Source organism: Ancylobacter sp. G4_0304, assembly GCF_047501495.1.
Lineage (GTDB): Bacteria > Pseudomonadota > Alphaproteobacteria > Rhizobiales > Xanthobacteraceae > Ancylobacter.
Genome location: NZ_JAZDRM010000045.1, coordinates 21,241 through 28,665 on the forward strand (window position 1 = coordinate 21,241; position 7,425 = coordinate 28,665).

The following is a 7,425-nucleotide window of genomic DNA, read 5'->3' on the forward strand; positions in this document are numbered from 1 at the left end:
CCGCGCGAATCTTGTCGGGGTGTTGCCCGCCCGACATTGACCCGCATCGCGACCCGACGCATGTTCGGCGGCACGAGGGTTAAGGGGAGTTTACCATGCGGTCCGTTCGACACAGCCGAGGCCTTTTCGCGAAGGCGGCGGCCGGCGCGCTTGCTGGCGCCATGGTGCTGGGCTCGCTCGGCGCGGCGCAGGCGGCAAGCTTCCTTGAGAAGAACTTCTGGCTCTCCGGCCCGAACTACAGCGGCAACGTCCCGGCCTGCGACACGCCCGCCGCGCTCAGCCACATCCAGAAGACCTTCGCCCAGACCGAGAGCCGGTTCTGGAATTCCTCCGCCACGCTGGAAGGTTTCGAGCGCATCCATGAGATCGCGTTCCGCCCCTGGGGCGACGAGTATATCCCGCGCCGCTACTGCTCGGCCGAGGTGATCGTCACCGGCGTCCCCGCTTCCGCCCACGGCCAGTATGTCGGCGGCAAGGTCGCCGCGCAGCCGGTCGCCGGCAAGCGCACCAAGGTGTTCTATTCCATCGTCGAGGATGGCGGCTTCATCGGCTATTCCTGGGGCGTGGAATGGTGCGTGGAGGGCTTCGACCGCTCCTGGACCTACGCCCCGAACTGCCGCATGGCGCTGCCGTGAGACTTGACGGCGCGGCGCGGCGCCCGTTCGCCGCGCTTTTTGCCGGCCTGTTCCTGCTCGGTGCCGGCGCGGCGCCCCCCGCCAGCGCCCGTTCCACCGACACGCCCGGCCGCTTCGACCATTACGTCCTGACCCTCTCGTGGTCACCGACCTATTGCGAGACCGAAGGACCGCGCGCCGAGCCCTCTCAATGCCGACGCGAACGCCCCTTCGCCTTCGTGGTGCACGGGCTGTGGCCGCAATTCGAGCGCGGCTGGCCGGAATATTGTCAGGATCCCGCACCCTTCGTCCCGGAACCCGTGGTTCGCTCCATGCTGGAACTGATGCCAAGCCGGCGGCTGGTGCTGCACCAGTGGCGCAAGCACGGCACCTGCTCGGGGCTGGACGCCACCGCCTATTTCGACCAGGTACGCCGGGCCCGCGCGGCCGTAACCATTCCCGAGCCGTTCCGCCGGATCAACGATTACCGCATGGTCTCCCCCGGCGAAGTGGAAGCCGCGTTCCGCGCCGCCAATCCCGGACTTGAGGCCGACATGATCTCTGTCGCCTGCGACGGACGCCGCCTGACCGAGGTCAAGATCTGCCTCGACAGATCGCTCGCCTTCACGCCGTGCGAGGAGGTAGACCGACGCGCCTGCCGCACCCAGCGCATCGTCATGCCGCCGATGCGCGGCGGCTAGAGCTCATCGCCATGAACTACCGCCATTCCTTCCACGCCGGCAACTTCGCCGATGTCGTCAAGCATGTCGTGCTGGCGCGCATACTTGCCTATCTCGGCCAGAAGGACGCGCCATTCCGCGTGCTCGACACCCATGCCGGGGCCGGGCTCTACGACCTTCAGGGCGAGGATGCCCGGCGCACTGGCGAATGGGAGGCCGGCATCGGCGCCGTGCTTCGGGCCGAGTTCTCCCCGGCGGTGCGCGAGTTGCTGGCGCCCTGGCGGGCACTGGTCGCGGAGTTCAATCCGCCCGGCGCCGGCACCGACGACGCCCATCCGCTGGGCCGCTATCCCGGCTCCCCGCTCATCGCGCAGGCACTTACCCGCCCGCAGGACCGTCTGCTGTTCTGCGAGACCGAGCCCGGCGTGCGTCGCGCGCTGGAGGAAGCGGTCGGCCGCGATGCGCGCGCGAAGGTGCTGCCGATGGACGCGTGGCAGGCGCTGGGCGCCCATCTGCCGCCCAAGGAGCGGCGCGGACTGGTGCTGATCGATCCGCCCTTCGAGCAGCCGGGCGAGTTCCACCGCATGGCCGAGGGGCTGGAGAACGCCCATAAACGCTTCGCCACCGGCATCTATGCGCTATGGTATCCGATCAAGGATGTGCGCGCCGTCGACGCGTTCCGCCGAGAACTCGAGCGCGCCCATATCCCCAAGACGCTGAACATCCAGTTCGATATTCGCTCGGTGCGGCAGGCCGATACGCTGTCGGGCTGCGGGATGGTGGTGGTCAATCCGCCCTTCACGCTGGCCGACGAGCTGCGCACCGTGCTCTCCGCCCTCGCCCCGGTGCTCGCCAGCGATGGCGTCGGCCGGGTGCGCCTGAGCTGGCTGATCCCCGAGCGCTGAGCCCATCTGCACGGCGCCCGCCGCGTCCGGCATCGGATTTGCTTTAACTCCTGTCCAAGGAGTTCAGGAGCATACACGATGGCGACGACGGGAACCGTCAAGTTCTTCAACACGGAAAAGGGCTATGGCTTCATCCGCCCGGACGATGGCGGACGCGACGTGTTCGTCCATGTCTCGGCGGTGACGCGCTCCGGGCTGGGCACGCTGGCGGAAGGGCAGCGCGTGAGTTTCGAGATCGAGCCGGACAAGCGCGGCAAGGGTCCCAAGGCCATCGACCTCGAAGCGGCGGACTGATAGTTCTGCCCCGCGAAGCCGGAGGCATTCCGCCGTCGGCGGCCGGCCCCGGCTTACCGCACGGCGTAATGCGCCGCCTGGCGCGCCGGGCCCGCCTTTCGTAAGACGGTATGCTCGATGAAGCTGCGTTCCTCGCCGCCTTCGCCGTTTGGCCGCAAGGTCAAGATCGGCGCGTTTCTGTGCGGAATCCATCTCGATATCGAATGGGCCGACACCTTGAACCCTGCCGATTCCGTGCGCGCACAGAACCCGCTGGGCAAGATTCCGGTGCTGCTGCGCGAGGACGGCTTCGCGATCTACGATTCGCCCGTCATCCTCGAATATCTCGACAGCCTGGCCGGCGGTGGCTGCATCCTGCCCGCGAGCGGGGAGGCGCGTTTCCGCGCGCTGACCACTCAGGCGCTGGCCGACGGGCTGATGGATGCCGCGCTGCTGCAGGTCTATGAGGTCCGCCTGCGCGCTGAAGGCGAGCGCAGCACCAAATGGACGGACAATCAGGCCGGCAAGGTCGCGCGGGCGCTCAAGGCGCTGGAGGCCGCGCCGCCGGCGCATGGCCCGGTTTCGGCAGTGGCCGATGTCGGAGAGATCGCGCTGGCCTGCGCGCTCGGCTATCTCGACCTGCGCTTTGCTGGCGGCTGGCGAGCCGATCACCCTGCGCTGGTGGAGTGGCTCGACGCTTTCGCCGGCCGCGTGCCTGCTTTCGAGGCAACCCGCGCTCCGTCCTGACGATCCAACGAAAAGGCCCCGGAGCTTGCGCCCCGGGGCCTCATGCACGGCGAGTGCCGTGATCAGAACTTGTAGTTGATGCCGGCGCGCACGACGCTGGTGGTCATGCCAGACTTGGCGCCGATGCTGTCGTAGTAGTCGTCGCCGAGGTCCATATAGAGATATTCGCCCTTGACCGACCAGTTGTTGTCGAAGGCGTATTCCACGCCGCCGCCGACGGTCCAGCCCACGGCCGTCTTGTCGGAGGTGAGGCCGAGATACTGGTCCTTGACCTCGTTGTGACCCCAGGCGAGACCGCCGGTCACGTAGGGCATGATATTGTCGAACGCGTAGCCGAGGCGGGCGCGGACCGTACCGAAATAGTCCATCTTGGACTGGATGCCGAGGCTGCTGTCCTTAATGTCCGAACCCTGGAAGTCGGCTTCGGCGCCGAGCACGACATTGTTGCCGAACTGGTAGTTGAAGCCGATCTGGCCGCCGCCGAGCCAGCCATTGGGGTCAATCGCCAGCGTATCGGCGAGGCCGTCACCGCTGCCCCATGCATAGCCGGCGTTACCGCCGAGATAGAAGCCCGTCCAGGAGAAAACCGGCTCGGCGACAAGGGCCGGGGCCTTCACGGGATAAGGCTGGGCCATGTCGGCAGCGAAAGCCGGGGCCGCGACGAACAGGGCGGCGGCGGCGACGCCCGAGCTGATGATCTTCTTCATAGTAACTCTCCAACGATCTGCCGGAACACGACGATGCAGACGTGGGAGGGGAGATAGGGGCCGAGCTTGGCATGTCGAGGGCGAGATTGCGGCGAAATCCGTAACGTGCTCGTGAGCCGGCGCCCTCACGCATCCGTGAAATGCCGATCCGAATAGTTGCCGCCGCTGCCTTTCTGGAGGTAAATTTACCCTAAATCACCGCGAGAAGGCCGCAACAATTTCGCCACGATGCGCGTGCGAACACCGAATACCTGTAGCACAATAGCAACAGAATTCGAATACACCGCGCTTGCTTTCATAGCGCCGAAACGCCAACGGCCGCGGCGTCCTCCATAGAGGAACACCGCGGCCGCGCAAGGCAGGACTGCGAGAGGCGACGCGTCCGCTCAGAAGCGGTAATTGGCGCCCAGGCGCAGCAGGTTCGTGGTGCTGCCGACATCGCGCGGGCCTGCGATGGTGGCGTAGGTCTCGTCGCCGAGGTCGACATAGAGATATTCGGCCTTGGCACTCCAATTGGCGTCGATGGCGTATTCCGCACCGCCGCCGATGGTCCAGCCGGTCTGGGTCTGCTTGCTGGTCAGGCCGGCGAGCTCGTAGCCGGCGCGGCCATACGCGAAGCCGCCGGTGCCGTAGATCAGGAACTGGTCGACCGCGACGCCGGCGCGCAGGCGCAGCGTGCCGAGATAGTCGAACTCATAGGTCGAGCTGCCGATATTGGTGCCCTGGATGTCGGTTTCGACGCCGATCACCAGCGGACCGCTGGTCTGGTAGTTGTAGCCTGCCTGAATGCCGCCGATGAACCCGTCGGTATCACCGGAAAAATCGGCCGTGCCCCAGCCATAGCCGAGGTTGCCGCCAAGATAGAAGCCGGTCCAGGTGAAGACCGGCGCCGGCGCCGCATAGGCGGCCGGCGCGGGATAGGACATATCGGCCGCCGCCGCCGGCGAGGCGAGCAGGGCGGCGAGGCCGAGCCCAGCGAGCATCTTGCTGTTCATGGTTGGTCTCCTGCGTCGTAAATCGGCGCACAGCGCCATCGTCTCCGAATGAGATAACGTCGACGCTCCCATAAATTTATGAGCAGAATCTTAGGGTAATTCGAAAGGATACGTTATGATTAACGCATCTATAGGAAAGATGTTTTCCGATTTATGAACTTACCGCAGTGCTGGCCGACTTCGTCGCCTGCGATGGAAATTGGCGCAGCACGCAAATTGGCAATTTCTTGGTTGATGAAATGCTAACGCAACGAGCAAAGCCTTAAGCAGGTACCGCCATGCGCAACGATCGAAGGTCACGATTTTTCAGCAGCCGGAGGCGGCGCAGGCCGGTGCTGATGGTGCGGAGATCTGCAACGCGGCCGGAATCCGCCCCTGCATCAGCGGCCCCAGCACGTTGCGGGCGGTAGCCGCCGCGATATGGTCGTCATCATGATAGAGCGGCGTGCCGTCGATCAGCAGCCGGCACTGCTGCCCGGTGCAGAAGGCATCGGCGACCGGGACATAATAGGCGTTCGGCCGACTCGCGACCGCACGCCGGAATATCTCCTCCAGCACCCGTTCCTTTTCCTGTGCATCGGCGGAATCGATGGTCGGGCTCGGCTGGCCGTGGAGTTCTGCGAGGGCGAGGATGTGCGGCACATCAAAGCCTGGCTCCGGCACGCCGCCGACAATGATGACCCGTTTTCCCATCGCCTGCAGTTCGTCGAGCGTACGGCCGAGCGCGCGCTCGAACACCAGCCGGCTCTCCTCCTCCGAAGGCGTCACCGTCTGGTCATCCACGAAATAAGCGGATGACGCACCACGTTCCTCCGGCAATTCGCCGGTCAGATAATAACGCCAACGCCCCGCCAGCACGACGGTCGATATCTCCGGCGACTGACGCAGCGACGTCATCACCCGCACACGAAACTCGGGGCAACCCCTCGGAGGATTGAAGGTCAGCCGGGCCCCGTCCAGCATGGCGCATCTGCCGGACCACCACATCGTTCCGGCGCCCTCGATCCCCTGCACCTCGCCGTCGAAAGCGGGCCGCAACGCTGCGGCGTGACTGTCGCCGACGATCATGTAGCGCACGGGTTCGAGGGCGGGACCGAAGCGGCAATTGCTCCGATCCTCGCCTTCCTGGCAGGGATCGACGAGATGATCGATATCGGAACTCGCCGCCGCGAGGCGCAAGGCCTGTTCGTTCAGCCGTCCCGGCAGTCCGACCGAGATGATGAGCGCAACGGCAGCGGCGGTGACCACCGCCGTAGCACCGGACAAAGTGCGCGCGACCCGCGAGAACGGCATTTGATTGCCGCGGAACGGTTGCTCGACATAGCGCCATGTCAGCACCGCGAGCACGAAGGACAAGGCCGTGCCCCCCAGTGCGTATCCGATGCCGAGATGAATATCGGCCTCATAGAGACGCGTCAGGGCGAACACCGGCCAGTGCCAGAGATAAAGCGAGTAGGAGATCAGTCCGATGAACACGATCGGCCGAAGCGACAGCAGGCGCTGGACCAAGCCTCCCTCGCCCGAGGCATAGATGATCAGCCCCGCGCCAACGCATGGCAGCAGCGCCGCCCAGCCGGGGAACCGCACCGAGTTGTCGATCCAGAAGATCGCGAACACCACGAGGCCAAGCCCGACAAGCGCCGCCCCTTCCCGCACCTGGCGGTTGCGGATTGCCGGCACGACGCCGCTCGCGAGGACCGCACCAAGTCCGAGTTCCCAGCCGCGCGCCGGCAGCAGGTAAAACGCCGCCGTCGGCTTGTTGTACGACATCCAGACCGACAGCGCGAAAGCGGGAATCAGCAGCAGGGCGATCGTCAGCCCGATCGGCAGACGCAGCCGCGCCAGCACGAGCACCCCGATCGGGAACAGTATGTAGAACTGCTCCTCCACGGCGAGCGACCAGGTGTGCAGGAGCGGCATGAATTCGGCGTTGGCACCGAAGTAGCCGCTTTGCGTCCAGAACCATATGTTCGAGCCGGAGAGCAGCGCCGCCAATGCCGACTTGGCGATATCCGTCAGCTGGTCCGGGAGCGCGATCCAGCTCGCCGCCGCGAGCGTTACGAGGATCACGACCAGCAGAGCTGGAATGATGCGGCGAATACGTCGTTCGTAGAAGCGTCGAAAGGTGAAACGCTTTTCGGCAACTTCCGTGAGAATGATGCGCGAGATCAGATAGCCGCTGATGACGAAAAAAATGTCGACACCGACGAAGCCACCGGAAAACACCGTGAAGCCCGCATGAAACAGAACCACAGGCATGACCGCAAAAGTCCGTAGCCCATCGATTTCAGGGCGATAGGACATATGGGCCATTGCACGACGCTCCCCGCAGAACCGCAATTTCCTCTAACAACGTAAGAATAGCTTATCTTTCGTGCGATTTTAATACGCTTATTGTCTTACACGGACCAAAGTGGCGCGGTATGTCGCGTTTACACTTGACCATGGACGCGTACGACCGCGCAGGGCAAAAAGGGGCATCATGCACAGCCCCTCCCCTGCTC

8 protein-coding genes are annotated in these 7,425 nt (G+C 64.9%); 5 read left to right on the forward strand and 3 right to left on the reverse strand.

The genetic code is table 11. The annotated features are described in order from the left end of the window. The first annotated feature begins 95 nt into the window (after positions 1-95). The 5 genes from VRZ77_RS19510 to VRZ77_RS19530 all read left to right on the forward strand — a co-directional run bounded on the left by VRZ77_RS19510 (position 96) and on the right by VRZ77_RS19530 (position 3,219). Positions 96-635 carry a hypothetical protein gene (locus VRZ77_RS19510; RefSeq protein ID WP_414594244.1) on the forward strand — a complete coding sequence of 180 codons (540 nt, stop codon included), beginning with the start codon at positions 96-98 and terminating at the stop codon, positions 633-635. After that, entirely contained in the window at positions 632-1,315 is a 684-nt protein-coding gene (locus VRZ77_RS19515) for a ribonuclease T2 family protein (RefSeq protein WP_414594245.1), read from the forward strand. Before VRZ77_RS19510 ends, VRZ77_RS19515 begins: the two co-directional genes overlap by 4 nt. 11 nt (positions 1,316-1,326) lie before the next feature. Continuing rightward, positions 1,327-2,199 (forward strand): 23S rRNA (adenine(2030)-N(6))-methyltransferase RlmJ, encoded by an 873-nt coding sequence (locus tag VRZ77_RS19520; RefSeq protein ID WP_414594246.1) that lies wholly within the window; start codon positions 1,327-1,329, stop codon positions 2,197-2,199. 78 nt (positions 2,200-2,277) lie between these two features. Beyond that, complete coding sequence (locus VRZ77_RS19525; protein WP_414594247.1) at positions 2,278-2,493, forward strand: cold-shock protein; 216 nt, start codon at positions 2,278-2,280, stop codon at positions 2,491-2,493. A 117-nt stretch (positions 2,494-2,610) separates the two neighbouring features. Next, entirely contained in the window at positions 2,611-3,219 is a 609-nt protein-coding gene (locus VRZ77_RS19530; protein ID WP_414594248.1) for a glutathione S-transferase family protein, read from the forward strand. Between the two features lie 62 nt (positions 3,220-3,281). Here the strand turns inward: VRZ77_RS19530 and VRZ77_RS19535 are convergent, their stop codons facing one another. The 3 genes from VRZ77_RS19535 to VRZ77_RS19545 form a co-directional block, all read right to left on the reverse strand. Continuing rightward, positions 3,282-3,926, reverse strand: coding sequence for an outer membrane protein (locus VRZ77_RS19535; RefSeq protein WP_414594249.1), 645 nt, complete (start codon positions 3,924-3,926; stop codon positions 3,282-3,284). A gap of 386 nt (positions 3,927-4,312) precedes the next feature. Beyond that, positions 4,313-4,921, reverse strand: coding sequence for an outer membrane protein (locus VRZ77_RS19540; protein ID WP_414594250.1), 609 nt, complete (start codon positions 4,919-4,921; stop codon positions 4,313-4,315). 306 nt (positions 4,922-5,227) lie between these two features. Further along, on the reverse strand, positions 5,228-7,234 hold the full coding sequence (locus VRZ77_RS19545) for an acyltransferase family protein (protein ID WP_414594251.1): 2,007 nt from the start codon (positions 7,232-7,234) through the stop codon (positions 5,228-5,230). Between the last annotated feature and the right edge of the window lie 191 nt (positions 7,235-7,425).

Bases quoted from the DNA above. Each gene is read 5' to 3' on its own strand.
- VRZ77_RS19525 (WP_414594247.1), top strand. From the start codon at position 2,278: ATGGCGACGACGGGAACCGTCAAGTTCTTCAACACGGAAAAGGGCTAT.
- VRZ77_RS19520 (WP_414594246.1), top strand. From the start codon at position 1,327: ATGAACTACCGCCATTCCTTCCACGCCGGCAACTTCGCCGATGTCGTC.
- VRZ77_RS19545 (WP_414594251.1), bottom strand. From the start codon at position 7,234: ATGGCCCATATGTCCTATCGCCCTGAAATCGATGGGCTACGGACTTTT.
- VRZ77_RS19540 (WP_414594250.1), bottom strand. From the start codon at position 4,921: ATGAACAGCAAGATGCTCGCTGGGCTCGGCCTCGCCGCCCTGCTCGCC.
- VRZ77_RS19530 (WP_414594248.1), top strand. From the start codon at position 2,611: ATGAAGCTGCGTTCCTCGCCGCCTTCGCCGTTTGGCCGCAAGGTCAAG.
- VRZ77_RS19535 (WP_414594249.1), bottom strand. From the start codon at position 3,926: ATGAAGAAGATCATCAGCTCGGGCGTCGCCGCCGCCGCCCTGTTCGTC.
- VRZ77_RS19510 (WP_414594244.1), top strand. From the start codon at position 96: ATGCGGTCCGTTCGACACAGCCGAGGCCTTTTCGCGAAGGCGGCGGCC.